The 25,157-nt window shown below is 69.2% G+C and carries 24 protein-coding genes and 2 tRNA genes; 17 read left to right on the top strand and 9 right to left on the bottom strand.

What is annotated here, in order from left to right:
• Window positions 1-312 precede the first annotated feature (312 nt).
• Genes CRT60_RS16105 through CRT60_RS16085 form a run of 5 tightly spaced genes read left to right on the top strand, consistent with a single transcriptional unit; the run spans window position 313 to window position 6,143 of the window.
• Window positions 313-1,308, top strand: a complete 996-nt coding sequence (locus CRT60_RS16105) for a BMP family protein (protein ID WP_098737537.1) — start codon at window positions 313-315, stop codon at window positions 1,306-1,308.
• Window positions 1,309-1,337: 29 nt separating this feature from the next.
• A complete protein-coding gene (locus CRT60_RS16100; RefSeq protein ID WP_244592529.1) occupies window positions 1,338-2,894 on the top strand; it encodes an ABC transporter ATP-binding protein in 1,557 nt (518 codons plus the stop codon).
• Window positions 2,884-3,933 carry an ABC transporter permease gene (locus CRT60_RS16095; RefSeq protein WP_098737535.1) on the top strand — a complete coding sequence of 350 codons (1,050 nt, stop codon included), beginning with the start codon at window positions 2,884-2,886 and terminating at the stop codon, window positions 3,931-3,933. The genes CRT60_RS16100 and CRT60_RS16095 overlap by 11 nt, the downstream gene beginning before the upstream one ends.
• 6 nt (window positions 3,934-3,939) lie before the next feature.
• Window positions 3,940-4,863 (top strand): ABC transporter permease, encoded by a 924-nt coding sequence (locus CRT60_RS16090; protein ID WP_098737534.1) that lies wholly within the window; start codon window positions 3,940-3,942, stop codon window positions 4,861-4,863.
• Window positions 4,863-6,143, top strand: coding sequence for an amidohydrolase family protein (locus tag CRT60_RS16085; RefSeq protein WP_098737533.1), 1,281 nt, complete (start codon window positions 4,863-4,865; stop codon window positions 6,141-6,143). The genes CRT60_RS16090 and CRT60_RS16085 overlap by 1 nt, the downstream gene beginning before the upstream one ends.
• Window positions 6,144-6,347: 204 nt before the next feature.
• Here CRT60_RS16085 and hisC read toward each other — a convergent pair whose 3' ends face one another.
• Together hisC and pheA are read right to left on the bottom strand one after the other, a co-directional pair.
• Window positions 6,348-7,439 carry a histidinol-phosphate transaminase gene (gene hisC / locus CRT60_RS16080; RefSeq protein ID WP_098737532.1) on the bottom strand — a complete coding sequence of 364 codons (1,092 nt, stop codon included), beginning with the start codon at window positions 7,437-7,439 and terminating at the stop codon, window positions 6,348-6,350.
• 151 nt (window positions 7,440-7,590) lie between these two features.
• On the bottom strand, window positions 7,591-8,487 hold the full coding sequence (pheA, locus tag CRT60_RS16075; protein ID WP_098737531.1) for a chorismate mutase: 897 nt from the start codon (window positions 8,485-8,487) through the stop codon (window positions 7,591-7,593).
• 177 nt (window positions 8,488-8,664) lie between these two features.
• Here pheA and metX point away from each other — a divergent pair, with 177 nt between their 5' ends.
• From metX to CRT60_RS16055, 4 genes are all read left to right on the top strand, one after another.
• On the top strand, window positions 8,665-9,894 hold the full coding sequence (metX, locus tag CRT60_RS16070; RefSeq protein ID WP_204561942.1) for a homoserine O-acetyltransferase MetX: 1,230 nt from the start codon (window positions 8,665-8,667) through the stop codon (window positions 9,892-9,894).
• A gap of 21 nt (window positions 9,895-9,915) precedes the next feature.
• Window positions 9,916-10,527, top strand: coding sequence for a methionine biosynthesis protein MetW (metW, locus tag CRT60_RS16065; RefSeq protein ID WP_098737530.1), 612 nt, complete (start codon window positions 9,916-9,918; stop codon window positions 10,525-10,527).
• A 76-nt stretch (window positions 10,528-10,603) separates the two neighbouring features.
• On the top strand, window positions 10,604-10,858 hold the full coding sequence (locus CRT60_RS16060) for a DUF3072 domain-containing protein (RefSeq protein WP_098737529.1): 255 nt from the start codon (window positions 10,604-10,606) through the stop codon (window positions 10,856-10,858).
• A 253-nt stretch (window positions 10,859-11,111) separates the two neighbouring features.
• Window positions 11,112-11,681 (top strand): PRC-barrel domain-containing protein, encoded by a 570-nt coding sequence (locus tag CRT60_RS16055; RefSeq protein ID WP_098737528.1) that lies wholly within the window; start codon window positions 11,112-11,114, stop codon window positions 11,679-11,681.
• A 4-nt stretch (window positions 11,682-11,685) separates the two neighbouring features.
• Here CRT60_RS16055 and CRT60_RS16050 read toward each other — a convergent pair whose 3' ends face one another.
• The 3 genes from CRT60_RS16050 to CRT60_RS16040 form a co-directional block, all read right to left on the bottom strand.
• Window positions 11,686-13,101: an MFS transporter gene (locus tag CRT60_RS16050; protein ID WP_167421724.1), complete on the bottom strand. Its 1,416-nt coding sequence runs from the start codon at window positions 13,099-13,101 to the stop codon at window positions 11,686-11,688.
• 136 nt (window positions 13,102-13,237) lie between these two features.
• Window positions 13,238-13,639 carry a Cu(I)-responsive transcriptional regulator gene (cueR, locus tag CRT60_RS16045; protein ID WP_342210678.1) on the bottom strand — a complete coding sequence of 134 codons (402 nt, stop codon included), beginning with the start codon at window positions 13,637-13,639 and terminating at the stop codon, window positions 13,238-13,240.
• Window positions 13,636-16,074, bottom strand: coding sequence for a heavy metal translocating P-type ATPase (locus CRT60_RS16040; protein ID WP_098737526.1), 2,439 nt, complete (start codon window positions 16,072-16,074; stop codon window positions 13,636-13,638). The genes cueR and CRT60_RS16040 overlap by 4 nt, the downstream gene beginning before the upstream one ends.
• A gap of 178 nt (window positions 16,075-16,252) precedes the next feature.
• On the opposite strand from CRT60_RS16040, the gene CRT60_RS16035 reads away from it, so the two are divergent.
• Both CRT60_RS16035 and CRT60_RS16030 read left to right on the top strand, forming a co-directional pair.
• Window positions 16,253-16,813 carry a hypothetical protein gene (locus CRT60_RS16035; RefSeq protein WP_098737525.1) on the top strand — a complete coding sequence of 187 codons (561 nt, stop codon included), beginning with the start codon at window positions 16,253-16,255 and terminating at the stop codon, window positions 16,811-16,813.
• A gap of 100 nt (window positions 16,814-16,913) precedes the next feature.
• Window positions 16,914-17,558 (top strand): trimeric intracellular cation channel family protein, encoded by a 645-nt coding sequence (locus tag CRT60_RS16030; RefSeq protein ID WP_098737524.1) that lies wholly within the window; start codon window positions 16,914-16,916, stop codon window positions 17,556-17,558.
• A 175-nt stretch (window positions 17,559-17,733) separates the two neighbouring features.
• Here CRT60_RS16030 and CRT60_RS16025 read toward each other — a convergent pair whose 3' ends face one another.
• Complete coding sequence (locus tag CRT60_RS16025; RefSeq protein WP_098737523.1) at window positions 17,734-18,996, bottom strand: ABC transporter substrate-binding protein; 1,263 nt, start codon at window positions 18,994-18,996, stop codon at window positions 17,734-17,736.
• A gap of 154 nt (window positions 18,997-19,150) precedes the next feature.
• Between CRT60_RS16025 and CRT60_RS37080 the strand changes: the two genes are divergently transcribed.
• From CRT60_RS37080 to CRT60_RS16015, 3 genes are read left to right on the top strand one after another with little or no spacing between them, the layout of a single operon-like run.
• The gene (locus tag CRT60_RS37080) at window positions 19,151-19,792 is read left to right on the top strand and encodes a tetratricopeptide repeat protein (protein ID WP_244592528.1); all 642 of its coding nucleotides are present in this window, start codon (window positions 19,151-19,153) and stop codon (window positions 19,790-19,792) included.
• On the top strand, window positions 19,738-20,622 hold the full coding sequence (locus CRT60_RS37075; RefSeq protein WP_244592527.1) for a galactosyltransferase-related protein: 885 nt from the start codon (window positions 19,738-19,740) through the stop codon (window positions 20,620-20,622). The genes CRT60_RS37080 and CRT60_RS37075 overlap by 55 nt, the downstream gene beginning before the upstream one ends.
• Before the next feature lie 60 nt (window positions 20,623-20,682).
• Complete coding sequence (locus tag CRT60_RS16015) at window positions 20,683-21,471, top strand: metallophosphoesterase family protein (RefSeq protein ID WP_098737889.1); 789 nt, start codon at window positions 20,683-20,685, stop codon at window positions 21,469-21,471.
• Window positions 21,472-21,540: 69 nt separating this feature from the next.
• On the opposite strand, the gene CRT60_RS16010 is transcribed toward CRT60_RS16015, so the two are convergent.
• From CRT60_RS16010 to CRT60_RS16000, 3 genes are all read right to left on the bottom strand, one after another.
• Window positions 21,541-21,617, bottom strand: a tRNA-Pro gene (locus CRT60_RS16010).
• A 249-nt stretch (window positions 21,618-21,866) separates the two neighbouring features.
• Window positions 21,867-21,943 (bottom strand) — tRNA-Pro (locus tag CRT60_RS16005).
• Between the two features lie 146 nt (window positions 21,944-22,089).
• A complete protein-coding gene (locus CRT60_RS16000) occupies window positions 22,090-23,106 on the bottom strand; it encodes a polyprenyl synthetase family protein (RefSeq protein WP_098737522.1) in 1,017 nt (338 codons plus the stop codon).
• A 117-nt stretch (window positions 23,107-23,223) separates the two neighbouring features.
• Between CRT60_RS16000 and CRT60_RS15995 the strand changes: the two genes are divergently transcribed.
• Genes CRT60_RS15995 through CRT60_RS15985 form a run of 3 tightly spaced genes read left to right on the top strand, consistent with a single transcriptional unit; the run spans window position 23,224 to window position 25,148 of the window.
• Window positions 23,224-23,430 (top strand): putative signal transducing protein, encoded by a 207-nt coding sequence (locus CRT60_RS15995; RefSeq protein ID WP_098737521.1) that lies wholly within the window; start codon window positions 23,224-23,226, stop codon window positions 23,428-23,430.
• Complete coding sequence (locus CRT60_RS15990) at window positions 23,427-24,197, top strand: tRNA1(Val) (adenine(37)-N6)-methyltransferase (RefSeq protein WP_098737520.1); 771 nt, start codon at window positions 23,427-23,429, stop codon at window positions 24,195-24,197. The genes CRT60_RS15995 and CRT60_RS15990 overlap by 4 nt, the downstream gene beginning before the upstream one ends.
• A 60-nt stretch (window positions 24,198-24,257) precedes the next feature.
• Window positions 24,258-25,148 carry a S49 family peptidase gene (locus CRT60_RS15985; protein ID WP_098737519.1) on the top strand — a complete coding sequence of 297 codons (891 nt, stop codon included), beginning with the start codon at window positions 24,258-24,260 and terminating at the stop codon, window positions 25,146-25,148.
• Window positions 25,149-25,157: the final 9 nt, after the last annotated feature.

Genomic DNA, 25,157 nt, shown 5'->3' with positions numbered 1-25,157 from the left:
TCGTCAAGAAGATTTGCCCTTTATTCAATCACATGCCAGCATTCTGACCAACCGGGCGCGTTTGCCTGCGAGATGGGCAGCGCTCCCGGCGGATGGCATTTCCGTTGCATTCGAAATTGCGGCCGCACGGGTCCATGGATTTACGGGCACATTCCCGAGTATTCATGAGCTTGGCGGCTCGGCCATACTGCCGCCGGTGACGGCGGCCAACGATACGCGACCAACGATACTCAGCGACGAAGGGGACTCATGATGTCGGTTCGGGGGATGGGGGATCGGGCGATGAACGTCTTTGGGAAGGCGGCCGGGGGTATGACTCGCCGTGCGGTGCTGTGCGGCGTGGCCGCAGTTGCCTTCGCGGCGGCTGCCGGCAGCTCCCTGCCGGCATTCGCGGACGGCAAGGTGAAGGTCGCCGGCATCTACACCGTGCCGATCGAGCAGCAGTGGGTCAGCCGCATCCATGTCGCGCTGAAGGCCGCCGCCGACCGTGGCGACATCGTGTATGTCTGGGCCGAGTCGGTCGCCAACACCGATTATGAGCGCGTGATGCGCCAGTATGCCGAGGCCGGCCAGCAGCTGGTCTTCGGCGAGGTGTTCGGGGTGGAGCGCGCCGCCCGCGCCGTCGCCAAGGACTATCCGAAGACCGCCTTCGTCATGGGTTCCAGCTTCAAGCCGCAGGAGCCGAACTTCTCGGTCTTCGACAACTACATCCAGGAGCCGGCCTATCTCTCCGGCATGGTGGCAGGCGGCATGACCAAGTCGAACGTCATCGGCATGGTCGGCGGCTATCCGATCCCCGAGGTGAACCGCCTGATGAACGCCTTCATGGAAGGCGCCAAGGAGGTCAACCCGCAGGTCAAGTTCTCGGTCAGCTTCATCGGCTCGTGGTTCGACCCGCCCAAGGCCAAGGAAGCCGCCTTCGCCATGATCGACCGCGGCGCCGACGTGATGTACGCCGAGCGCTTCGGCGTGTCCGACGCGGCCAAGGAGCGCAAGGTGCTCGCCATCGGCAACGTCATCGACACCCAGCCGCAATATCCCGACACCGTCGTCGCCAGCGCCCTCTGGCACATGGAGCCGTCGGTCGAGCGCGCCATCGCCGCGGTGAAGGCCGGCAGCTACAAGGCCGAGGATTACGGCCCCTACAGCATGATGGCGCACAAGGGCTCCAGCCTCGCGCCGCTCGGCACCTTCGAGGCGAAGGTCCCCGACGCCGTCAAGGCGAAGGTGACGGAGCGCGAGCAGCAGATCCGCGACGGCAAGTTCACCGTGAAGGTCAACGACGCCGAGCCGAAGTCGACGATGTAGAGCCCGGCGTATCCGCAATGTCATCACCCGTGACAGTTGGGCCGGAGGTCGTCCTCCGGCTCGCCGGCATCTCCAAGCGGTTCGGCCCGCTGCTCGCCAACGACGGCATCTCGCTGACGCTCCGCGCCGGCGAGGTGCTGGCGCTGCTGGGCGAGAATGGCGCCGGCAAGACCACCCTGATGAACATCCTCTTCGGCCATTACGTCGCCGACGAGGGCACCATCGAGGCGTTCGGCCGCCCGCTGCCGCCGGGCTCTCCCCGCGCGGCGCTGGAGGCCGGCATCGGCATGGTCCACCAGCATTTCACGCTGGCGGACAACCTGTCGGTGCTGGATAACATCGCCGTCGGCACCGAATCGCTGTGGCGCTGGCGCTCCGACCGGGGTGCGGCCCGCCGCCGGCTGCTCGACCTGTCCCAGCGCTTCGGGCTGGAGGTGCGGCCGGACACGCTGGTCGGCGAGCTGTCGGTCGGCGAGCGTCAGCGGGCGGAGATCCTGAAGGCGCTCTACCGCGACGCCCGCATCCTGATCCTGGACGAGCCGACCGCGGTGCTGACGCCTCAGGAATCGGCCGGGCTGTTCGAGACGCTGCGCAAGCTGACCGCCGACGGCCTCGCCGTCGTCTTCATCAGCCACAAGATGAACGAGGTCTTCGCCGCCAGCGACACCGTCGCCGTTCTGCGCGCCGGCAAGCTGGTCGCCACCCACGCCACCGCCTCCACCGACCGCGCCAAGCTGGCCGAGCTGATGGTCGGCCGCAGCGTCAAGCCGCCGGCCCCCGCCCCGCTCAGCCCCGGCGAACCGGTGCTGGAGTTGTCGGGCGTCACGGTGGCCTCCGGCCATGGCCGTCCGCTGCTGGACGGGGTCGATCTGACGGTGCGCCGCCATCAGGTGGTCGGCATCGCCGGCGTGTCGGGCAACGGCCAGACGGCGCTGGCCGAGCTGGTCAGCGGCCTGATCCGCCCCGACTCCGGCCGGCTGTCCTTGAAGGGCAGCGTGGTCGAGCATGGCGACCCCGCCGACATGGTCCGGCGCGGCGTTGCCCGCATCCCGGAGGACCGGCACAGCGCTGGCCTCGTCGGCGCCATGGCGGTGTGGGAAAACCTGATCGCCGAACGCTATCACGACAGCGCCTTCTCGCGTTTCGGCGTGCTGCGGCGCGGAGCGGCACGGGCCTATGCCCGCGAGGTGATCGAGGAGTTCGACGTCCGCTGCCCCGGACCGGATGCCCGCACGCAGCTGCTGTCGGGCGGCAACATGCAGAAGCTGATCCTGGGCCGCACGCTGGCCCATGGGCCGGACCTGATCCTGGCGAGCCAGCCGACGCGCGGGCTCGACATCGGGGCGGTGTCCTACGTCCACAGCCGGCTGCTCGACGCCCGCGCCGCCGGGGCTGGGGTCCTGCTGATCTCCGAGGATCTGGACGAGATCCTGGCGCTGGCCGACTGCGTCACCGTCGCCTATCACGGCCGCCTCACCCCGCTGCTGCCGCATGACCGGGTGTCGGTCAGCCAGCTCGGCCTGCTGATGGCCGGGCATTGGGACGTTTTGCGCGACATCCTGCCGGAGACTGTTGATGCGGCTTGAACCGCGCACCGATACCCCGCTCGCCCTGCGGCTGCTGGCGCCGGTTGGCGCCGTCGTGGCGGCGCTGGCGCTCTGCGCCCTGCTGGTCGCCTGGACCGGCGCCCCGGTGCTGCGCGCCTACGGCCTGCTGTTCGAAGGCGCCGTCGGCTCCCGCTTCGCCCTGACCGAGACGCTGACCCGCGCCACCCCGCTGATCCTGACCGGCCTTGCCGCCGCCGTCGCCTTCCGCGCCAAGCTGTGGAACATCGGGGCGGAAGGGCAGCTCTACATGGGCGCGCTGGCCGCCGTGGTGGTCGGCGGCGGCATGCTCGACCTGCCGGCCTGGGCGCTGATCCCGCTGGTGATGATCGCCGGCATGGCGGCGGGCGGCGTCACCCTGCTCGGTCCCGCCGTGCTGAAGGTCCGCTTCGGCGTCGACGAGGTGGTGACCACCCTGCTGCTGAACTTCGTCGTCCTGCTGCTGGTGTCGCTGCTGCTGGAAGGGGCCCTGAAGGATCCGATGGGCATGGGCTGGCCGCAGTCGGCCCCGGTCGCCGAGGCGGCGGAGCTGCCCAAGCTGGTGGCGCGCACCCGCCTGCATGCCGGGCTCGCCATCGCGCTCGGCCTGTCGGTGCTGCTGTGGCTGATCGACACCCGCACCATCTGGGGCTACGAGAACCGGGCGGTCGGCGCCAACCCGCGCGCCGCCGCCTTCGCCGGCATGCCGGTGACGCGGGTGATGCTGCGCACCGCCCTGCTGTCGGGCGGGCTGGCCGGGCTGGCGGGTGCGGCGGAGGTGTGCGGGCTGAAAGGCTACCTGACGCTCGACCTGTCGCCGGGCTTCGGCTACAGCGGCATCGTCGTCGCCATGCTGGCCCAGCTGCACCCCATCGGGGTGGTCGGGGCCGCACTGTTCATCGCCGGCATCTTCGTCGGCGCCGACGCCATGAGCCGGGCCATGCCGGTTCCCAACTACATCGCCGACGTCCTGGTCGCCACCAGCCTGCTCTGCATGCTGGTCGCCGGGCTGCTGGCACGCTACCGGCTGCGGCGGGGGTAAGGGGTCATGGATTTCCTGTCGATCATCCTCGACATCCTGCTGTCGGCCGCCTTCTGGACCGCGGTGCTGCGCATCGCCACCCCCTATGTGCTGGGCACGCTGGGCGAGCTGGTGTGCGAGCGGGCCGGCGTGCTGAATCTCGGCATCGAAGGCATCATGACGCTGGGCGCCATGGCCGGCTGGATGGCGGTCTACCAGGGCGCCGACCTGTGGACCGGCGTGCTGGCGGCAGCATGCTGCGGCGCGCTGCTCGGCCTGCTGCATGCGGCGCTGACCGTGCCGCTCGGCCTGTCGCAGCATGTGACGGGCATCGGCGTCACCCTGCTCGGCACCAGCCTGTCCTATTTCGTCTACCGCCTCGTCCTGCCGCAGGCCAGCACCCCGCCGACCGTCGAGCCGTTCCAGCCGCTGGCCCTGCCGGGCGCCCTGGCCCAGACTCCGCTGACCTACCTTGCGTTCCTGCTGGTCGCGGTCGTCGCCTATGTCCTCTACCGCACGCCGGTCGGGCTGGCGGTGCGGATGGTCGGCGAGAATCCCGCCGCCGCCGAGGCGCAGGGGCTGAACGTCACCGCCATCCGCATCGGCGCGGTGGTGGCGGGCAGCGCGCTGATGGCGCTGGCCGGGGCCTTCCTGACCCTGTCGGCGTTCAACGCCTTCTTCTTCAACATGGTCAACGGGCGCGGCTGGATCTGCATCGCGCTGGTGGTCTTCGCCTCCTGGCGGCCGGGCAAGGCTCTGCTCGGCGCCCTGCTGTTCGCGGTGTTCGACGCGCTGCAACTGCGCTTGCAGCAGGCGAGCGGCGGCGTCCTGCCCTACCAGCTGTTCCTGATGATGCCCTATCTGCTGAGCATCCTGGCGCTGGTGCTGGTGGCCCGCCGGGCCTCCTACCCGCGCGCCCTGATGATCCCGTACCGCAAAGGAGAACGCTGATGTTCGACCTGATCCTGCGCCGCGCCACCCTGCCGGATGGCCGCACTGGTATCGACATCGGCATCAAGGACGGTCGCATTGCCGCAGTCGAAGCCAATCTGGCCGGCGAGGCCGCTTCCGAGATCGACGCCACCGGCCGGCTGGTCAGCCCGCCCTTCGTCGATGCCCATTTCCACATGGACAGCACGCTCAGCTACGGCCTGCCGCGGGTGAACCAGAGCGGCACCCTGCTGGAAGGCATCGCCCTGTGGGGCGAGCTGAAGCCGCAGCTGACCCAGGACGCCATCGTCGAGCGGGCGCTCGCCTACTGCGACTGGGCGGTGGGGCGCGGGCTGCTGGCGATCCGCAGCCATGTCGACATCTGCGATCCGCGCCTGCTGGCGACCGAGGCGCTGCTGGACGTCAAGAAGCGCGTCGCGCCCTATCTCGACCTTCAACTGGTCGCCTTCCCGCAGGACGGCGTCCTCCGCTCAGCCGATGCGAAGGGACTGCTGCTGCAGGCGCTCGACATGGGTGTCGATGTCGTCGGCGGTATCCCGCACTTCGAACGGACCATGGCCGACGGCGCGGCTTCGGTCCGGCTGCTCTGCGAGATCGCGGCGGAGCGCGGGCTGCTGGTCGACATGCATTGCGACGAGAGCGACGACCCGCTGTCCCGCCATGTCGAGACGCTGGCCTATGAGACGCAGCGGCTGGGTCTGCACGGCCGGGTGACGGGCTCGCACCTGACCTCCATGCATTCGATGGACAACTACTACGTCTCCAAGCTGATCCCGCTGATGGCGGAGGCGCGGTTGGGGGTGATCGCCAACCCGCTGATCAACATCGTCCTTCAGGGCCGCCACGACACTTATCCCAAGCGCCGCGGCATGACCCGCGTGCCGGAGCTGATGGCGGCAGGGCTGACGGTCGCCTTCGGCCACGACTGCGTGATGGACCCCTGGTACCCGCTGGGCTCCGGCGACATGCTGGAGGTGGCGCATATGGGCCTGCATGTCGGCCAGATGACCGGCCAGGACGGCATCAAGGCCGCCTTCGACGCGGTGACGGTCAATCCGGCCAAGCTGCTGCATCTGGACGGCTACGGGCTGGAGCCCGGCTGCAACGCCGATCTGGTGGTTCTCCAGGCCGGCAACCCGGTGGAGGCGATCCGCACCCGCGCCGCCCGCCTGTTCGTGCTGCGCCGCGGCCGGATCGTCAGCCGCTGCGAACCGGTGCAGGCCAGGCTCGACCTGCCGGGCCGGCCGGAAACGGTCGATTTCCTGCTGAAGCGGGGGTAAGGCAAAACGATAGGCCCTCTCCCGCCCCGGGAGAGGGAGGGGACCCGCGCCGTCAGGTGTGGGGAGGGTAAGGGGTGATCCAAGAATCCCGAAGCGCATGAGCTGGAAGCGCATGGCTTCGTGCCAACCCCCTCACCCTTCCCATGCTCCGCATGGGCCCCTTCCCTCTCCCGGGGCGGGAGAGGGAAACTCAAGCCACGCTCGTTACGCCTTCAAAAAGTCCCGCAGCGCGTCGGCCACCGCGTGCATCTCCTGCTCGGTGCCGATGGTGACGCGCAGGCAGCTCGGCAGGCCGTAGGACGGCATCTGGCGGACCAGGATGCCGCGGGCTTTCAGGAACTGGCGGGCGGCCTCGGCGTCGTCCTTGCCGGCGGGCTGGCCCTTGAAATCGACCAGCACGAAGTTGGTCACGCTGGGGTGCACCGTCAGGCCCAGCTCCCGCACTGTGGCGGAGAACCACTCGCGCCACTGCTCATTGTGGCGGCGGGAGCGGTCGAGGAACTCGGCATCCTCAACCGCGGCGACGCCGGCGACATGGGCGGCGTTCGACACGTTGAAGGGACCGCGCACCCGGTTCAGCACGTCGACGATCCCGGCCGGGCCATAGCACCAGCCGATGCGCAAGGAGCCCAGCGCGAAGATCTTCGAGAAGGTGCGGGTCATCACCACGTTGGGGAAACGCTCCACCAGCTCCTCGCCGGCGGTGTAGTCGTCCTTGTTCATGTACTCGGCATAGGCCGCGTCGATGACCAGGATGACGTCCGGCGGCAGGCCGGCATGCAGCCGCGCCACCTCCGACGCCGGCAGATAGGTGCCGGTCGGGTTGTTGGGGTTGGCGAGGAAGACCAGACGGGTGCGCGGGGTGACGCGGGCCAGCAGGTTGTCGACGCTGGCGGTCAGCCCGTCCTCGGGCGCCGTCACCGGGGTGGCGCCGACCGACTTGGCGCCGATCGGGTACATCAGGAAGCCGTACTGCGAATACAGCACCTCGTCGCCCGGCCCGGCATAGGAGCGGATCAGCAGGCTGATGATCTCGTCCGACCCGGCGCCGCAGACGATGCGGTCGGCATCCAGGTTGAAGCGCTTGGCGATGGCGCCGCGCAGTGCCGCCGAACCGCCATCCGGATAGCGGTGCAGGGTCCCGGCCGCCGCCCCATAGGCCTCCATCGCCTTCGGGCTCGGCCCCAGCGCCCCTTCGTTGGAGGCGAGGCGGATATGACCCTGATGCTCGCCGCCGACATAGGCGGCGATGTCGAGAATCCCCGGACGCGGCTGCGGGCCGTTCGGCTGGGTCATGGTCTGCTTACCTTCCGACGATGGTGGATGGGCGGTTCATGGATGGGGTGGAACAGGATGGAACAGGTCCGACGGCACTGTTCCAACGTTCCACGGAGGGCCGGCAGGATAAGGCAGGAGCCGCCCCGGCGGCTCGCCTCATTCGCGCACATCAGCCCAGAGCGAGCGGCACGGCATAGCCGCCGACGACGTTGACCCGCACCGGGATGTCGCCCGAGCGTTCCAGCAGCTTGGCGAGGCGGGGGTCGCCCTGGCCGACGAAGTCGGCGATCTCGACCAGATGGACCGACGGGCCGCCGCCGCTCATCCCGGTGGCGTGGCCGGCCGGATGCCAGGTGCAGAAGCCAACCGGCGGCAGGCCGCAGGCCTCCAGCGAATCCTTCAGACGGCCGCGGCTGAGATCGCCGCCGATCTCGATGCTCAGCAGGGTGCGGTCGTCGCCGGTCGGCTCATGCGGGACGGCGGCAATGGCGAGCGCGTCGCGGTTCTCGCCGCGGGCATTGCCGCGCCCGCCGAAGGGCAGACGCGCCACCACCTGCGGCCGGCCGGCATCGGCCGACACCAGGAAGCGCCACCAGGGATCCGAATCGTCCTCGGCCGGATAGGGCACCACGGCGACGGTCGCCGTCCCCTCCGACACGGCGCGGAGCGCTGCTGCGGGAGTGTTGACGGCGGTCATCGGCACGAAGCCGCCGAAATGGTCGCGGGCGACGTCCCAGAAGCCGCGGCGGTCCTCCGGCGCATAGACGGCGACGGCGAAGGGACCCTGCATGCGGGTGAAGGCGGTGATCATCTCGCGCCAGATGCGGACGACGACCTGGGCGGGGAAGGTGCCGGCATGGCGGGCCATCAGGCGGCGCAGGATCGTCGCCTCGCGCGCCGGGCGGAGGAAGACGGGCTGGGCGCCGGTTTCGGCCGCGCCATTGCCCTTGGCCGCCCCGATGCGTTCCACCACGGCGGCGCGGCGCATCAGCAGGTCATGGATCGCGTCGTCGATCTGGTCGATTTCGCGGCGCAAATCGTCGAGCGGGGTCCGGGCGGAAGCCATGGGTCAAAAAACCATCGAATGCAGAGCCGGTTAGTAGTAGTCCGCATGCGCCCTGAAATCAAAGAAAACATTGACACTCCGAAGGCCGGCTTCGTAGCTATACGCTCCCGTTCCGCCACAGCTCCCTGACGGTTTCCATCAAGGCGCCGTAAGGCTTCCGACAAGGCACGAAACGAGATGTCCGCGGCCCTCGACAGCTCCGCCCCCAATGCCTCCGCCCCCAACGCCCCCGCCCCCGCCTCCAGTGAACAGGTCATGCCGGGCAAGCGCGTGCGTCTGGCGGTCGACCGGCCGATGCGGCTGGACAGCGGGGTGGAGATCGGCGGCTTCCAGATCGCCTACCAGACCTACGGCACGCTGAACGCCGACAAGTCCAACGCGATCTTCATCTGCCATGCCCTGACCGGCGACCATTTCGTGGTGGAGAGGCATCCGGTCACCGGCAAGCCCGGCTGGTGGGAGATGCTGGTCGGCCCCGGCAAGCCGGTGGACACCGACCGCTATTTCGTCATCTGCTCCAACGTGCTGGGCGGCTGCCTGGGCAGCACCGGGCCGAAGGACGTCGATCCGGCCACCGGCCAGCCCTATGGCCTGTCCTTCCCGGTGGTGACCATCGGCGACATGGTGCGGGCGCAGAAGCTGCTGGTCGAACATCTCGGCATCGAAAAGCTGTTCTGCGTCATCGGCGGCTCGATGGGCGGCATGCAGGTGCTGCAATGGGCGGTCGCCTATCCCGAATCGGTGTTCGCCGCGGTGCCCATCGCCACCGCCGCCCGCCATTCGGCGCAGAACATCGCCTTCCATGAGGTCGGGCGCCAGGCGATCATGGCCGACCCGGAATGGCGCGGCGGCAACTATCTGCTGGAAGGCACCAAGCCGGAGGCCGGTCTGGCCGTCGCCCGCATGGCGGCGCACATCACCTACCTGTCCGAAACGGCCCTGCACCGCAAGTTCGGCCGCAATCTGCAGGACCGCAAGGCGATCACCTACGGCTTCGACGCCGATTTCCAGGTGGAAAGCTACCTGCGCTATCAGGGGGCGGCCTTCGTCGAGCGGTTCGACGCCAACTCCTACCTCTACATCACCCGCGCGATGGATTACTTCGACCTCGCCGCCGATGCCGGGGGCACGCTGGCCAACGCCTTCCGGCCGGGGGGCAAGACCACGCCGGTGCGCTTCTGCCTTGCCAGCTTCTCCAGCGACTGGCTGTTCCCGACCTCGGAATCGCGGGCCATCGTGCATGCGCTGAACGCCGTCGCCGGGAATGTCAGCTTCGTCGAGATCGAGACCGACAAGGGCCACGACGCCTTCCTGCTGGACGAGCCGGAGTTCCATCAGGTCATCCACGGCTTCCTGGAGGGCTGCGCCGAGCATCGCGGCCTGTCCGTCCGCCGCCGCGCGCGCTGATTTGGGACTGGACGACCGACCATGGTGGACATTCGCGACGACCTGAAGCTGATCGCCGAGATGGTGGAGCCGAACAGCCGCGTGCTGGACGTCGGCTGCGGCGACGGCGCCCTGCTGGATCATCTGGCCCATACCAAGAATGTCGACGGGCGCGGTATCGAACTCAGCATGGACGGCGTGCGCCAGTGCGTGGCGCACGGCCTGTCGGTGATCCAGGGCGATGCCGAGACCGACCTGAAGGATTATCCGGCGGAAGCCTTCGATTACGTCATCCTGGGCCAGACGCTTCAGGCGATGAAGCAGCCGCGCGACGTGCTGGAGATGCTGTGCCGCATCGGCCGGCGCGCCATCGTGTCGGTGCCGAATTTCGGCTATTGGCGCGTCCGCATGCAGCTGATGCTGACCGGCCGCATGCCGGTGACGGAAAAGCTGGGCTACCAGTGGTGGGAAACCCCCAACATCCATTTCTGCACGCTGCGCGACTTCGTCGTGCTGACGGAGGAGATGGGCATCACCATCGAACAGACGCGGATCATCAACCGCGCCGGCCGGGTGACCAGCCACGCCCATTCCGGCTTCGCCAACCTGCTGGGCGAACAGGGCGTGTTCCTGCTGCGACGGAACGGCAACTGAGGTTTTCGGGTTGGGAGCGGGAACTTTCGGCCTCCAGATTTGTTCATGATGCGTTCCCCTTCGAGAGGCACGCATCATGACGACCAAGCACACCGCCGATACCCATGACCATGCCGGCCACGAGAATCCGAAGACCGGCGACGACCATTCCAATCGCGACAAGAACCCCGACGACTGGACCACCGGCGACGAGCCGATGACCGGCGCTCAGGCTTCGTACCTGAAGACGCTGAGCGAGGAAGCCGGCGAGTCCTTCGATGACGGCCTGACCAAGGCGGACGCGTCCAAGCGCATCGACGCGCTTCAGGACAAGACAGGCCGCGGGAAGTGAGTGGGGCATAAATGCCCTCTCCCGCCCCGGGAGAGGGAGGGGACCCACGAAGTGGGGAGGGTGAGGGGCGACCCGAGAATCCCGAACCGCGTGGCTCCTTGCACTCCCCCTCACCCTTCCCAAGCTGCGCTTGGGCCCCTTCCCTCTCCCGGGACGGGAGAGGGAGCATATGCGACGCCGCTGTCGGCAACCCAAAGGCACTCTGCGCTGTTAACCAGGGCGATACCTGAATCCGAACGGAAGGGTCGCCCTCATGCTCCGCCCCCTCATGCTTGTTCCGGCCGCGGCGCTGCTGCTGACCGGCACCTCCTTCGCCCAGACCGCGCCGGGCGTCGCCACCTCGCCGCCGCTGATGACTGCGCCGCGGCCGGACGACCAGCCGGCAACCGGACAGATCGCCTCCCCGCCGGGGATCAGCGGCGAAGCGCCGTCGCAGGAGGTGCAGAATCCCGCAGCACCGGTTACGGGCGCGCAGGGCTCGTCGCCGCCGGTGGCGGCACTGCCCTCCGCCGCGCTCAATCCCGAGCAGGCGCGGGCGATGGTGGGGACGGAGTTGCGCACCCGCGACGGGCAGATGGCCGGCCGCATCCTCGACTTCACCATGGACCGGAGCGGCGACCGGGTCGACCGCATCGTGATGGCGCCGAACGAGGTGCTGGGGCTGGGCGAGAAGCTGGTGGCGCTGCCGGCCGGTACGCTCGCCAACGGTCCCGACGGGCCGATGCTGGACATCGGGCAGGCCGACCTCGACAAGGCGCCGACCTTCGCCTATGGCGACGAGCCGACGCTGACCCGGCCGGAAAGCCAGCAGCCCAAACCGTAACCGCTCAGGCGGCCGGGCGGCGGCGGAAGATGCCGGTCAGGCAGGCGAAGAGGCAAAGCCCGGCGCCCAGCCAAAGCACGACGACGCTGCCGTCCGCCTTGCCGATGGCGGTGAAGACCAGTCCGACCGTGGCGGCGCCCAGCGTCTGGCCGAGCAGCCGGCCGGTCGCCTGGATGCCGCTGGCGCCGCCGCTGCGCTCCTTCGGCGCGCTGCTGACCAGCACCTTGTTGTTGGGGGTCTGGAACAGGCCGAAACCGAAGCCGGCCAGCGCCATCCGCCAGACCACGTCCAGCGTCGACGGGTCGGACGGCAGCAGCGCCATCAGGGCAAGGCCGGCGGCGAAGGCCAGCAGGCCCGCCGCCGCCAGCCGCGTCGGCTCGTAGCGGTCGGCCAGCCGGCCGGAGATCGGGGCGACCAGCGCCACCACCAGCGGCCAGGGCGTCATCAGCAGGCCGGATTCGGTCAGCGACCTGCTCAGCACATCCTCGAAGAAGAAGGGCATCGCGACGAAGACGATGTTCTGCGCGGCGAAGGAGCAGACCGAGGTCACCACCGTCAGGGCGAAGACCGGGCGGCGCAGCAGATCCACCGGCAGCAGGGGGGCCGCCTGCGCCAGCTCGCGCCGCACCAGCGTCGCCCCGAGCGTCAGGGCCGCCAGCAGTTCCGCCGCCACCAGCCAGTAGGGCTGGCTGCCGTCCACCCCCTTGAATCCGACGATCAGCAGGCCGAGCATGCCGGCGTTCAGCGCGGCGCTCAGCCAGTCGAAGCGGTGACCGGCCGGGTTCGACGCCGGCATCGCCCGCGCCGCCACCGCCAGCGCCGCCAGCCCCAGCGGCACATTGACGGCGAACAGCCAGGGCCAGGAGGCCACCGACAGGATCAGCGCCGCGAGGCTTGGGCCCGCCGCGGAGGACACCGCGACGATCATCGCGTTGTAGCCGACGCCGCGGCCGAGATGGGTGGACGGGTAGATGTGGCGCACCAGCGCCAGATTGACGCTCATGATCCCGGCGCCGCCGATGCCCTGCACCACGCGGGCGGCGGTCAGCACCGGCAGGTTCGGCGACAGTGCGCAGGCCAGCGACGCCACGGTGAAAAGCGCAAGCCCGAACCAGTAGACCTTGCGGTAGCCGATGATGTCGCCCAGCGACGCGAACGGGAACAGCGAGACGGTGACCGCCAGCTGATAGGCGTTGACCACCCAGATCGCGCTGGCGGCATCGACCGCGAACTCGCGCTGGATGGTCGGCAGGGCGATGTTGGCGACCACCCCGTCGAGCACCGCCATGATCAGCGCGACGGTCATCGCCGTCATCGCCCAATAGCGCTGCGGGATCGGCAGCCCGTCGGACGCCGTCGCGGGCGGCTGGCGGGTTGCGGATTGGACGGGGGCGAGAGGCTGGACGGGGAGATCTGGCATGGTGGGGATCAGCATAGAGTCCGATCCACTCTGCGCGGTCGCAGCAATTTCGCATGAAAGCATTGCGGACGCCGAGCACAGGGCTGGGTCTATGCCCGGCCGGCCCCCTCCCCCGCCCCGGGAGAGGGCGCTTACCTCACGACGCCAGATCCTTCAAGATCGGGCAGTCCGGCCGCTCGTCGCCGTGGCAGGCATCGGCAAGCTCGTGCAGCGTGTCGCGCATCGCCTGCAACTCGGCGATCTTCGCCTCCAGCTCGTCGATGTGCTGGAGCGCGATCCGCTTGACCTCCGAGCTGCAGCGCGAGCGGTCCTGCCACAGCCCGACCAGCTTCTGGATGCGCTCGATCCCGAACCCCAGCGTGCGCGCCCGCTTGACGAAACGCAGCACATTCACGTCGCGGTCGTTGTAGACGCGATAGCCCGACGCCGTCCGCCCGGCCTCCGGGATCAGGCCGATGGATTCGTAATAGCGGATCAGTTTGGCGTTGACGCCCGACGCCTTGGCGGCGTCGCCGATGGTCATGCCGTCTTTCATCATGCGCCCTCGTTCTTCGGCGGCGTCCAGCCGCGCAGGGTGAGCGCGTTCACCACCACGCTGACCGAACTCAACGCCATCGCCGCTCCCGCCAGCACCGGGCTGAGATGGCCCGACGCCGCCAGGGGGATGCCGATCACATTGTAGGCGAAGGCCCAGAACAGCCCCTGGCGGATCTTCGCATAGGTCCGGCGCGACACGTCGATGGCGCCGGCGACCAGACGCGGGTCGCCGCGCATCAGGGTGACGCCGGCGCTGTGCATCGCCACGTCGGTGCCGGTCGCCATGGCAATGCCGACATCGGCGGCAGCCAGCGCCGGCGCGTCGTTGATGCCGTCGCCGACCATGCCGACGGTTTTGCCCTCCCCCTTCAAGGTCGCGACCACGGCGGCCTTGTCGCCCGGCAGCACCTCGGCGAACACCCGCTCGATGCCGAGCGCCGCGGCGACGGAGCGGGCGGCGCCCTGGCCGTCGCCGGTCACCATCACCGGCTCCACCCCCTGGGCCTTCAGCGAGGCGATGGCGGTGACGGCACTCTGCTTCACCGTGTCGCCGAAAGCGACGAGGCCGAGCAGACGCGGCGCCTCGCCGACCTCGATCAGCCAGGACAGTGTGCGTCCGCTCGCCGACAGCTCGTCCGCCTGCGCGGCGAGAGCGCCCGGCTGCAAGCCGGCTTCCGCCACCGCGCGGGCGTTGCCGAGTTGCAGGCGCCGTCCCGCCACCGTGCCGGCGACCCCGCGGCCGGCCAGCGCGCGGAAATCGCTTGCCGATCCCGGTGCCATGCCGGCGGCGGCGGCACGGTCGCGCAGCGCCTGGGCGAGCGGATGCTCGCTGCCGGCCTGGAGGGCGGCGGCAAGGCGCAGCAGGGTTTCGCCGTCGGTGCCGTCTGCCGGGATCAGGTCGGTGACGCGCGGCTTGCCTTCGGTCAGCGTGCCGGTCTTGTCGAAGGCGACGGCGGTCAGGGCATGGGCGCGCTCCAGCGCCTCGGCGTCCTTGATGAGGATGCCGTGGCGGGCGGCGACGCCGGTGCCGACCATGATTGCGGTGGGCGTCGCCAGACCGAGCGCGCAGGGGCAGGCGATGACCAGCACCGAGACGGCGGTGACGATGGCGGCCTCCAGATCGCCGCCGACGATCCACCAGCCTGCGAGCGTCAGCGCCGCCACCGCCAGAACCGCCGGGACGAACACCGCGCTGACCCGGTCGACCAGCCGCTGGATCGGCGCCTTCGACGCCTGGGCGCCCTCCACCATGCGGACGATCTGCGCCAGCATGGTCTCGGTGCCGACCGCCGTCGTTTCCACCACCAGCAGGCCGTCGCCGTTGATCGAGCCGCCGGTGACGCGCGCACCCGGCTCCTTGTCGACTGGCAGGCTCTCGCCGGTCAGCATCGATTCGTCGACGCCGCCGGAACCCTCGACCACCCGGCCGTCGACCGGAACCCGCTCGCCGGGGCGGACCACCACGGGATCGCCGACACGGACGCGCTCCACCGGCACCTCGGTCTCGCCGCCGTCGCGGCGCAGCCGGGCGGTCGCCGGGCGCAAATCCATCAAGGCGCGGATCGCCGCCGCGGTCTGGCCCTTGGCCCGCGCCTCCAGCCATTTGCCGAACAGCACGAAGGTGATCAGCACCGACGAGGCTTCGAAATAGAGGTGCGGCTGGTGTCCGGGGTGGGCCGTCAGCATCAGATAGAGGCTGAGCCCCCACGCCGCCGAGGTGCCGAGCGCCACCAGCAGATCCATGTTGCCGGCGCCCGCCCGCAGCGCGTTCCAGCCGGCGCGGTAGAAACGCGCGCCGAGCCAGAACTGCACGACGCTGGCAAGCACCAGTTGGACCGCACCCGGCAGCATCCAGTCGGCCCCGAGCAGGTCGCCGGCCATGCCGGCCAGCAGCGGCAGCGACAGTGCCGCGGCGATCAGCACATGGTGCAGCTCGCGCCGGCTGCGGTCGGCCCGCAGCTCCTCTTCCGCCCGCTCGCCGCCTTGTGCGACCGGGGCGGCGCCATAGCCGACCCTCTCCACCGCGGCGACCAGATCGGCGGTGTCCAGGCTGCCGGCGAAGGCGACGACATGGGCTCGCTCGGTCGCCAGATTGACCGCCGCCGAGTCGACGCCGGGCAGCCGGGTCAGCGCCTTCTCCACCCGGCCGGAGCACGACGCGCAGGTCATGCCGGTGACCGACAGATCGAACTCGCGCCGTTCGGCCTGGAAACCGGCGGCCTCGACGGCTTCCGCCGCGGCCCTGGCGTCGGGCGTTCCGGCGAAGCTCAGCCGCGCCCGCTCCGTTGCCAGATTGACCGACACGGCGGTGACGCCCGGCACCCGGCCCAGCGCCTTCTCCACCCGGCGGACGCAGGAGGCGCAGGTCATGCCCGACACGCCGATGTCGAGATCGGCGGTCGTCGCAGGGCTGCTGTCGTGCTGGGTCGTGGTCATGCCGGTTCTCCTTCGATTCCGCTCGGCATGACGGGATATGGGGCTTCCAGCGATTGGAAGGTCAAGGGGCGGATCGACGCAGATCGGCAAGGTCCCGAACAAATGGCTCCTGAACAAATCGCCGGAGAGGGCGTTCGTCTCCTGACCGCCGCGCAACTTGCCCGAAGGGACCAGCCCCTTGACCCGCCTGACCATCGCCGAGGCGCAGAGCCGCGTTACCCACATGCTGACCCATGAGGTGGTCGAGGATCTGCGGGCCGTCGAGTATGAGACGCCGCCGCTGGCCGATGCCCCGTCAGCCACGCCGCTGAGCGAGCTGCGGCGGGCCGAAGTGACCTTCAGCCATGCGCCGGGCTCGCCCGACTGCCTCTATCGCATCGGCGCCTTCGGCGATTCGCTGCTGATGCGGCTTCAGCTGAATGTCCGGCGCTTCGTCGCGCTCTATCAGGTGCCGGTGAAGGACCCCATCGACAGCAACACCATCGCCCCGCATTTCGAACGCTGGGCCATCGGCGCCGGCCATGCCGGCTGGACCATCGGCTGGCGCGACGGCGTCGATCCCTGGAATCCGGATCTGCGGGTGGTGGAGACCTATTGCTACGCCATGCTGCCGGAAGACTTCCTCGACGAGCCGCTGACCCAGCTCTACTGGCGCACCGACCTGTTGCAGATGACCCGCGCCTTCATGCTGGAGGCGCGGCGGATGGGCATCCGGCTGTCGGCGCCCGACACGGTGTAGCGGAGGTTCCGGGAGCGGAGGTTTTGCTTGGCGCGGCCGTGGCGGCTGTGCTCAATCGGTGGGCAAACACCCTCCGCAGAGCCCGACCAAGAGCCCGTCCATGCCGCCGCTTCCCATTCCGATGCCGACCGACCTCTCCGCCCTGCTGACGGTGATGGATTTCATCGGCGTGTTCGTCTTCGGCCTCAGCGGCGGCACGCTGGCGGTGCGCAAGCGGCTGGACCTGTTCGGGGTGATGGTGCTGTCGCTGGCGGCGGCGCTGGCCGGCGGCGTGGTGCGCGACCTGCTGATCGGCGCGCTGCCGCCGGCCAGCCTGCATGACGACCGCTATCTGATGGTGGCGCTGGCCGCCGGAGTGACCGCCTTCCTGTTCCACAAGCCGATCAACCGGCTGGGCAAGCCGGTGATGGTTCTGGATGCCGCCGGGCTGGCGCTTTTCACCGTCGCCGGCTGCGGCAAGGCGCTGTCTTATGGGCTGAGCCCGCTGCCGGCCGCCCTGCTGGGGGCGCTGACCGCCTGCGGCGGCGGTGCGGTGCGCGATCTGCTGGTGGCCGAGGTGCCGCGGGTGCTGCGCGAGGAGATCTACGCGATGGCCTCGCTGCTGGGGGCCGCGGTGGTGATCGCCGGCCAGCGGATGGAGTTGCCGCCGGTGCCGGTCGCGGTGGTCGGCGCGCTCGCCGTGTTCACGCTACGCGTGGTCAGCGTGCTGCGCAACTGGAGCGCGCCGCGGGCGCCGGGGAGCTGAGGTAGGCCCTCTCCCGCCCCGGGAGAGGGAGGGGACCCGCGCCGAAGGCGTGGGGAGGCTGAGGGGTGATCCGAACATGGATCCGATTCTTGGAATCCCCCTCACCCTTCCCATGCTCTGCATGGGCCCCTTCCCTCTCCCGGGACGGGAGAGGGAGCGTTGGGAACGCTTCACATCAAGCGCGCTTGCCCCAGCCCGGCATCGGGAACACCGGCTCGGCTTCGGCCGAGGCCTTGGGCAGCACCACGGTCGGGCGCAGCTTGTGGTTCTGGATGCAGGCGGAGATCAGGTTGGTGTTCTGGCCCTTGTCGTCGAAGGTGATCGCCGGGCCGACCATCAGCTTGTCCGACAGGTTGGTCTGGCGCAGGGCCGCCAGCATCGCCGACGCTTCCGCCGTGCCAGCGCGCTTGAAGGCGTCGGCGGCGATCAGGATCGCCTCGAAGGTGAAGGCGACGTTGAAGGCATAGCCCTCGAACCGGTCGTTCGGGAACTGCTTTTTGAAAGCCGCCTCGACCCGCTTGGTCATCGCCGCCTTGGGGTCGTACCAGGGCAGGTTGGTGATGGCGAAGTCGGCGTACTTGCCCAGCACCTTGTAGAACTGCTCGTCATAGAGGCCGGGCGAGCCGGGGGAGACGATGCCCTTGGGCTCCCAGCGCTGCTTCACCATCTCGCGCACCATCATGATGGCGTCGTTGGCGCGGGTGGTGACGATGGCAAGCTCGGCCCCGGTGCCCTTGGCCTTCGCCACCTCGACCGCCAGATCCTGCGCCTTGGGATCGTAGGAGATCGACTCCACGATCTGGAACGGCATGTCCAGCTTGGGGAACAGCGCGTCGATGGCGGCCTTGTTCGCCATGCCGAAGGTGTCGTTGGCGTGCAGGAACACGGCCGTCTTCGGGGTGGTGCCGGTGGCGGCGAACAGGTCCTTCATCAGCGACATCCCGTTCGTCACCAGCATGGTGGAGGTCGGGAAGTTGCGGAAGACGGTCTTGTAGCCCTGCTCGGTCAGCTTGTCGGCGGCGGCGATGTTCATCACCAGCGGCACGCCGCGCTGTTCGCAGACCTGGGCGGCGGCGGCGGTCTGGCCGCTGTCGAAGGCGCCGACGATGACATGGGCGCCGTCGTTGATCAGCTTTTCCGTGCGCGAACGGGCGACGTCGGCGTTCGATTCGGTGTCGGCCGACAGAACCTCGACCTTGTAGCCGAGTTCGGACAGCACCGCAGGCGCGATGTCGGCGCCGCGCTGGCAGGCCTGACCGGCCTGGGCCAGCAGACCGGACCGCGGCAGCAGCACGCCGACCTTCAGCGTGGTGTCCTGCGCGAAGACCGGCGCACGGCCGAAGCCGGCCAGCACGCCGCCGGCGATGGCGGCCTGCCCCAGCGTGCGGCGGGAAAGGGCGAGTCCTCCGGTGGAACGGTTCTTATGGTCGTTGGTCATGATGCTGCGGGGGCCTTTTTTGGCTGGACGCACTGCGGATCGGATCCGCTCTGATCGACCGAAGAGTTCACCGCGTCCCCCCTCCGTGTCAAAGTGGAATCGCCGGAGCCCTTCGTTTCGCAATGGCCTTCGTTTCGCAAGGGATTGAAACCACATGCCCGCCAGCGGCCGGACCGTCACCCTCGACGAAGCGCTCGCCATCGCGCTCGACCACCTCAAATCCGGCCGGCTTGCCGAGGGCGAGGACCTGTATGCCCTCATCCTCGATGCCGACCCCGGCAACGCCGAGGCGCTGCACCGGATGGGCTTCATCGCCGGCCGCCGCGGCGACATGGACCGCGCGCTGGACCTGCTGACCCGCTCGGTGGAGAAGACGCCGGATGCAGACGCGCTGTTCAACCTCGGCACCGTCCATCACCGCGCGCTGAGGACGGAGGAGGCCATCGTCACCTACCGCCGGTCCCTGGCGCTGCGCCCCGATTTTCCCGACTGCGAATATCATCTGAGCGAAGCCCTGCAAGGTGCCGGACGGCTGGAGGAGGCGCTGGCGGCGCTGGACATGCTGCTGGGCCGCCACCCCCATTTCCCCGCCGGCTGGCGCCAGCACGGCGACATCGCGGCCGATCTGGGCCGTCCCGGTGCCGCGGTGCATTTCTACGAGATGGCGCTCGCGCTGAACCCCGCCGACGAGCAGTCGCAGGAGCGGGTGGCGGTGCAGGAGGCCGCCTTCCGCAGACGGCGATGGCGGCGCGGCTGCCGGACGGGCGGCACGACCTGCGCGACACCACCATCCTGATCCCCTTCCGCGCCGACAGCGACGACCGCAAGCGCAACCTGCGCTGGATCGTCGGCTTCCTGCTGAAGCATGTCGACGCCACCCTGCTGATCGGCGAGGACCGGGACGGGCCGAGCGACGTGCCCGATGCGCTCGGCCCCGATCTCGCCGCCCGCTGCCGCCATCTGCACCTGTGCGGCAACGACACGCCCTTCACCCACAAGGCCCATCTGATCAACCGCATGGTCGAGGCGGCGCAAACCCCCATCGTCGCCCTGCACGACACCGACATCGTGGTGGACCCGGTTCAATATGTGTTGGCGCGCGACCGGGTGCGGCAGGGGGGCGGGCTGGTGTTTCCTTACAATGGGCTGTTCTTCCGGATCGTCGGGCAGGAGGTTCAGCGCTTCGGCTACACGCTGTCGGCCGCCCCGCTGAACGTCGTCTGTCCGCGTTTTTCGCTGATTCACCGCAATTCTCCCGGCGGCAGCGCCTTTTTCGACCGGGAGCGGCTGCTGGCCAACGGCGGCTACAACGAGGCCTTCCTGTCCTGGGGATACGAGGATGACGAGATCGTCGAACGGTTCGTCCGGCTGGGCCTGAGCGTGGAGCGGGTGCCCGGTCCGCTCTATCACCTGGAACATGCGCGGCCGGCGAATTCGTCGGAACAGAATCCGTTCTTCGCGGCCAACCGGGCGGAGCTGGACCGCGTGTGTGCCGCCGACGGTGGTGCTCTGCGCGCCGACATCGCCGCCGGGCGGCTGCGCCGGCCGCTGCTGTCGTCGCGCGACCTTGCCCCCCCGAATGGCGTGAATGCGGTGCAACAGAAGAAGCCCCCTTCGCCCCCTTGAAGAGCCGGCGGCCCGGACACAGCTGAGTGGGTGCATTGTGACGAAATCGAGAACTGCCGCGTGTTGAGCTTGGCACGGAAACTGTGGGCTGATGCCACGTCGGGCGCGTCCTCGGCCGGGCGGACGGGACCGGCAACGGTGCCGCGCGGCATGCGCGTCTATGCGGTGGGCGACATCCATGGCCGGCTCGACCTCTTGGACCAGATGCTGGGCCAGATCGCCCGCGATGCCGACCAGGCGCCGAACCTGCTGAAATACCTCGTCTTCCTCGGCGATTACGTCGACCGCGGCCCGGATTCGCGGCTGGTGATCGAACGGCTGGCCTGCGGGCTGCCGCCGGCCTTCGGCGCCGTGTTCCTGCGCGGCAACCACGAGGACACGATGCTGGGCTTCCTGTCCGACCTGCGCGTCGCTCCCGGCTGGCTGACCTATGGCGGCGACGCGACCCTGGAGAGCTACGGCATCCCGGCCCCCGACCCCGATGCGCCGGCGGAGCATCTGCACCAGGCGCAGCTGATGCTGAACAGCCTGCTGCCCGCCCATCACCGCGCCTTCCTGACGGGCCTGCGCAACCACCTGACCATCGGCGACTACCACTTCGTCCATGCCGGCGTCCGCCCCGGCGTCCCGCTCGACCGGCAGGAGGACCAGGACCGGCTGTGGATCCGCGAGACCTTCCTGGCGTCGCGCGCCGACCATGGCAAGATTGTCGTGCATGGCCACACCATCGCGCCGGAACCGGAACTGCTGCCCAACCGCATCGGCATCGACACCGGCGCCTACGCCACCAACCGCCTGACCGCCCTGGTGCTGGAAGGGACGGAGCGGCGGTTCCTGTGCACGGTGTGACACAGCCCTGAAACGACGGCCCCGAAACGACGAAAGGCTCCCGGATTTCTCCGGAAGCCCTTGTCTTTATGGTCGGAGAGAGAGGATTCGAACCTCCGGCCCCTGCCTCCCGAAAGCAGTGCTCTACCAGGCTGAGCTACTCTCCGGTCCTGTCACCGCCGTCCGGTCACTCTTAAGTGCGCCGTCCGTCGGTGGAGCGGGTGTATAAACGGTTCCGGCCGGCGACGCAATGCAAAGTCACAGCCCGGCCGCTGCATTTTTGCCATGCCATTTTGTGGGGCCATTTTGTGGGGGCCATTCGATCCGGCTGTTCCGCCCTGCCGGACGGCAGCGCTGAAACGACGGCCCTGAAACGACGAAAGGCTCCCGGATTTCTCCGGAAGCCCTTGTCTTTATGGTCGGAGAGAGAGGATTCGAACCTCCGGCCCCTGCCTCCCGAAAGCAGTGCTCTACCAGGCTGAGCTACTCTCCGGTCCTGTCACCGTCGGCCAGTCACTTGTGTGTGCGCCGTCCGCCGGTGGAGGGGGTGTATAAACGGTCCGGACCGGGTGCGCAACGCAAAAAATGCGTCATCGTCAAAAACATCCGGACCTGCGGCCAGCCTCCTCCGCAGCCTCGTCAGAAATCGCGATCGATCACGAAATCAATGACTTCCAGCAGCGCCTGCTTGATCGGCCCGTCGGCGAACAGGCCCAGGCTGTCGCGGGCGATGGAGCCGTAATGGCGCGCGCGCTCCACCGTGTCCTTCAGGGCGTTGTGGCGGGCCATCAGCGCCTGGGCACGCTCCAGATCGTCGTCCTTCTGGTCGAGATCCTCCATCACCCGGCGCCAGAAGGCGCGTTCCTCGTCGTTGCCGCGGCGGAAGGCCAGCACGACCGGCAGGGTGATCTTGCCCTCGCGGAAATCGTCGCCGACCGTCTTGCCGAGCTTCGCCTGCAAGGCCGAGTAGTCCAGCACGTCGTCGACCAGCTGGAAGGCGATGCCGAGATTCATGCCGTAATCGTTGAGCGCCATCTCCTCCGCCTGCGGGCGGTTGGCGACGACGGCGCCGACGCGGCAGGCGGCGGCGAACAGCTCGGCGGTCTTGCCCTTGATGACCTCGAGATAGGCCTGCTCGCTGGTCTCGGTGTCGTTGGTGGTGCGCAGCTGCAGCACCTCGCCCTCGGCGATGATGGCGGAGGCACCGGACAGGATGCGCAGCACGTCGAGCGACTGCACCTCCACCATCATCTCGAAGGCGCGGGAGAACAGGAAATCGCCGACCAGCACGCTGGCCTTGTTGCCGAACACCGCGTTGGCCGAGGCCATGCCGCGGCGCAGGTCGCTCTCGTCGACCACATCGTCGTGCAGCAGGGTCGCGCTGTGGATGAACTCCACCACCGCGGCCAGCAGCCGGTGATGCTCGCCCTGGTAGCCGCACAGGTTGGCGGCCGCCAGCGTCAGCACCGGACGCAGGCGCTTGCCGCCGGCGGCGATCAGATAGCCCGCCAACTGGGGAATCATCTCGACCTGCGACTGCATGCGGTCGAGGATGATCTGGTTGACGGCGCTGAGGTCCTCGGCCACCAAAGCGGTCAGGTCGTCGAGCGGGGAAGACTTGCGCCGTTTCGGCTCGAAGTTGGTCACGACCGCCAAGGTCGACTCCACGGATGATTGACACCAGAATTTGCGCTAGGGAGCATAACGGCCTAGGCTCTTCGGTCAAGTCCGCAGGGGGCCGTTATTTCGAGACGCCCGTCCTTTCGAGAAACCATGACCGAACTGCTGCGCACCACCGATCCCGTCCGCCTGTCCTGGCTGGTCGCCCTGCTGGCCGATGCCGGGATCGACGCCATCGTGCTGGACAGCTACACCAGCATCCTCGAAGGGTCCATCGGTGCCATTCCCCGGCGGCTGATGGTCGATACGGACGACGCCGCACAGGCCGTCCGCATCCTGCGCGAGGCCGGCGAAGCGTGACCGGCACGATCATTCCGGTTCCGGAACAAAATCTCGAAGCACCTGCCGATTTCCTGCTGAACGGCCGGGTCAGGCTGCTCCAGCCCGAGGGCGGCTATCGCGCCGCCATCGATCCGGTCTTCCTCGCCGCGATCACCGCCGCCGGCGACGGCGAGCGGGTGCTGGATGTCGGCACCGGCACCGGGGCTGCGGCACTGTGCCTCGCCGTCCGGGTGCCGGGGGCGGCGGTGGTCGGGCTGGAACAGCGGGCCGACGCCTGCGCCTTCGCCCGCCGCAATGCCGCGCTCAGCGGTGTCGCGGAGCGGGTGACGGTGGTGGAAGGCGACCTGCTGGCCCCGCCGGACGCGCTCCGCGGTGCCGGATTCGACCGGGTGATGATGAATCCGCCCTATCTGAAGGCGGGGGCCGCCAGCGTCCCGCCCGACGGCTGGAAGGCCGCCGCGAATGTCGAAGGGACGGCGCAGCTCGCCGACTGGGTGCGCTTCGCCGGCCGCATGCTGAAGCCGCGCGGCACCCTGACCATGGTCCACCGCGCCGACCGGATCGAGGACATCCTGCACGCGCTGCGCGGCCGCTTCGGCAGCCTGGTCCTGGTGCCGCTGTGGCCCAAGCCGGGGGCGGAGGCCAAGCGGCTGCTGCTGGTCGCCCGCAAGGGCAGCAGGGCGCCGGCCCGGCTGACCGCCGGCCTGACGGTGCACAAGGCCGAGGGCGGCTACAGCCCGGAGGCGGAGCGGGTGCTGCGCGACGCGGAAGCGCTGCTCATCTAGCTTTTTTTTAGCGGGAACTGTGCCTTTCAATCGGGAGACTACGCTCCCATCTCTGCCGGCATGAGCCTGAAATCCCTCCTCGCCAAACTCCCCTTCGGCCCCTGGCGCAAGGCCGGGCCGCTGGTGTCCGTCGTCCGCCTGACCGGGGTCATCGGCCAGGGCGGCCCCTTGCGCTCCGGCCTGACGCTGGCCGGGGTCGCCCCGCTGCTGGAACGCGCCTTCGCGCCCAAGGACCAGAAGGCGGTGGCGCTGGTCGTCAACTCGCCGGGCGGGTCGCCGGTGCAGTCGGCGTTGATCGCCAAGCGGATCCGCGATCTGGCCGAGGAGAAGAAGGTGCCGGTCTTCGCCTTCTGCGAGGATGCCGCGGCCTCGGGCGGTTACTGGCTGGCCTGCGCAGCGGACGAGATCTGGGCCGACGAAAGCTCCATCGTCGGCTCCATCGGCGTGGTGTCGTCCGGCTTCGGGCTGCATGGGCTGATCGAGCGCCACGGCATCGAACGGCGCCTCTACACCGCCGGCGACAAGAAGGTGCTGCTCGACCCCTTCTCGCCGGAGCGGGAGGACGGCGTCGCCCACCTGAAGGCGCTCCAGGCCGACGTGCACGAGGCGTTCAAGGCGATGGTGCGCAGCCGGCGCGGCACCCGCCTGACCGGTCCGGAGGAGGAGCTGTTCTCCGGCGCCTTCTGGGCCGGGCGTCGGGCGCTGGCGCTCGGGCTGATCGACGGGCTGGGCGACATCCGCTCGGTCATGCGCGGCCGCTTCGGCGAGAAGGTCCGGCTGCGCGTGGTGCAGCAGGAGCGCGGCATGCTGCGGCGGCTTGGGCTGCGTGCCGGATACGGCAACGCCCCGGCCTTGGAAGCCGGGGCGCATGAGGCCTTCGCCGATGCCCTGGTCGCGGCCGCCCGCACCTCTCTCGACGATTGGGCGGCCTGGGCGAAGCTGGGGCGTTGAGGAGACCCC

Source organism: Azospirillum palustre (assembly GCF_002573965.1).
Lineage (GTDB): Bacteria > Pseudomonadota > Alphaproteobacteria > Azospirillales > Azospirillaceae > Azospirillum > Azospirillum palustre.
Note: the sequence above shows the minus strand (reverse complement) of the source record. Positions and strands in the feature narration are given on the sequence as shown.

What these genes read in the sequence shown, in the direction of transcription:
- CRT60_RS16090 (WP_098737534.1), top strand. Translation starts at nt 3,940, where the DNA reads ATGGATTTCCTGTCGATCATCCTCGACATCCTGCTGTCGGCCGCCTTC.
- CRT60_RS16105 (WP_098737537.1), top strand. Translation starts at nt 313, where the DNA reads ATGACTCGCCGTGCGGTGCTGTGCGGCGTGGCCGCAGTTGCCTTCGCG.
- pheA (WP_098737531.1), bottom strand. Translation starts at nt 8,487, where the DNA reads ATGGCTTCCGCCCGGACCCCGCTCGACGATTTGCGCCGCGAAATCGAC.
- metW (WP_098737530.1), top strand. Translation starts at nt 9,916, where the DNA reads ATGGTGGACATTCGCGACGACCTGAAGCTGATCGCCGAGATGGTGGAG.
- CRT60_RS16030 (WP_098737524.1), top strand. Translation starts at nt 16,914, where the DNA reads ATGCCGCCGCTTCCCATTCCGATGCCGACCGACCTCTCCGCCCTGCTG.
- CRT60_RS16050 (WP_167421724.1), bottom strand. Translation starts at nt 13,101, where the DNA reads ATGCCAGATCTCCCCGTCCAGCCTCTCGCCCCCGTCCAATCCGCAACC.
- CRT60_RS16040 (WP_098737526.1), bottom strand. Translation starts at nt 16,074, where the DNA reads ATGACCACGACCCAGCACGACAGCAGCCCTGCGACGACCGCCGATCTC.
- CRT60_RS37080 (WP_244592528.1), top strand. Translation starts at nt 19,151, where the DNA reads ATGCCCGCCAGCGGCCGGACCGTCACCCTCGACGAAGCGCTCGCCATC.
- CRT60_RS37075 (WP_244592527.1), top strand. Translation starts at nt 19,738, where the DNA reads ATGGCGGCGCGGCTGCCGGACGGGCGGCACGACCTGCGCGACACCACC.
- CRT60_RS16025 (WP_098737523.1), bottom strand. Translation starts at nt 18,996, where the DNA reads ATGACCAACGACCATAAGAACCGTTCCACCGGAGGACTCGCCCTTTCC.
- CRT60_RS16055 (WP_098737528.1), top strand. Translation starts at nt 11,112, where the DNA reads ATGCTCCGCCCCCTCATGCTTGTTCCGGCCGCGGCGCTGCTGCTGACC.
- CRT60_RS16060 (WP_098737529.1), top strand. Translation starts at nt 10,604, where the DNA reads ATGACGACCAAGCACACCGCCGATACCCATGACCATGCCGGCCACGAG.
- CRT60_RS15995 (WP_098737521.1), top strand. Translation starts at nt 23,224, where the DNA reads ATGACCGAACTGCTGCGCACCACCGATCCCGTCCGCCTGTCCTGGCTG.
- metX (WP_204561942.1), top strand. Translation starts at nt 8,665, where the DNA reads ATGTCCGCGGCCCTCGACAGCTCCGCCCCCAATGCCTCCGCCCCCAAC.
- CRT60_RS15985 (WP_098737519.1), top strand. Translation starts at nt 24,258, where the DNA reads ATGAGCCTGAAATCCCTCCTCGCCAAACTCCCCTTCGGCCCCTGGCGC.
- hisC (WP_098737532.1), bottom strand. Translation starts at nt 7,439, where the DNA reads ATGACCCAGCCGAACGGCCCGCAGCCGCGTCCGGGGATTCTCGACATC.
- CRT60_RS16095 (WP_098737535.1), top strand. Translation starts at nt 2,884, where the DNA reads ATGCGGCTTGAACCGCGCACCGATACCCCGCTCGCCCTGCGGCTGCTG.
- cueR (WP_342210678.1), bottom strand. Translation starts at nt 13,639, where the DNA reads ATGATGAAAGACGGCATGACCATCGGCGACGCCGCCAAGGCGTCGGGC.
- CRT60_RS16085 (WP_098737533.1), top strand. Translation starts at nt 4,863, where the DNA reads ATGTTCGACCTGATCCTGCGCCGCGCCACCCTGCCGGATGGCCGCACT.